The organism is Collinsella sp. AF04-24, assembly GCF_003465685.1.
Taxonomy (GTDB): Bacteria; Actinomycetota; Coriobacteriia; order Coriobacteriales; family Coriobacteriaceae; genus Collinsella; species Collinsella aerofaciens_AP.
In genome coordinates, this window is sequence record NZ_QSBK01000051.1 from 245 (window position 1) to 932 (window position 688).

General features: G+C 71.2%; 1 protein-coding gene. It reads right to left on the reverse strand.

Annotated features, from left to right (window positions below; all coding sequences use genetic code 11):
- Nucleotides 1-567, reverse strand: a 567-nt coding sequence (locus DWV32_RS10585; protein WP_199577008.1) for a helix-turn-helix domain-containing protein, incomplete at its 3' end; no start/stop codon positions are given.
- Between the last annotated feature and the right edge of the window lie 121 nt (nt 568-688).

The following is a 688-nucleotide window of genomic DNA, read 5'->3' on the forward strand; positions in this document are numbered from 1 at the left end:
TCCACGGGCCCGCCGTTGCGGGCGGACAGCTGCTCGGGCGACAGCCCACGGCCCAGGCCGTCGCGGATGAGGGCGAGCGCCGCGGCCGCGGCGGGCTCGTCGGCGTCTATCCCGCGCCTCGACGAGACGAGGACCGAGTCCGCGCACAGCTGCGCGGCGCGGGCCTCGTAGAAGACGTGCGGGCGGCGCTTGCAGCCGGCCGCGCGGTACCGCCCGCACCCGTTGCAGCATCGCGGCCACGCGGCCAGGCGCGGGCATGCATGCCGCGGACAGGTCGGCGGAGGCGTCCACGCGCTCGCCGCGCCTCTCCCTCGGCGCGGTCACGAACCTGTGCGACGCCACCTCGGCGCTCACCGTCGAGGGCGACCTGCCCAGCTCCCTCGCGATCTGCCTGCACGAGGCCCCTCGCTCCAGCATCCTCTGGACCGTGTTCCGCTCGTGCCTGGTGAGCCTGCCGTAGGCCCTCGGGGCCGCCTTCCCGGCCCCCTTCTTCCTCTTTCCGGACATGCCGTCCTCCGATCTCCCGGGGCCGGCCGGTCCGGCCCTCAGGGTATCGGATTCCCACATTCACCCGCACATGTGCGGATGAATGTGGGAAGTGTTCGGATGAAGTTGCCAATCAAGGGAGGTGCAGTGAGGTTGATTTTCAATCTCAACGCAACAGCCTGAACGGGTCCCGCGTTTCCGC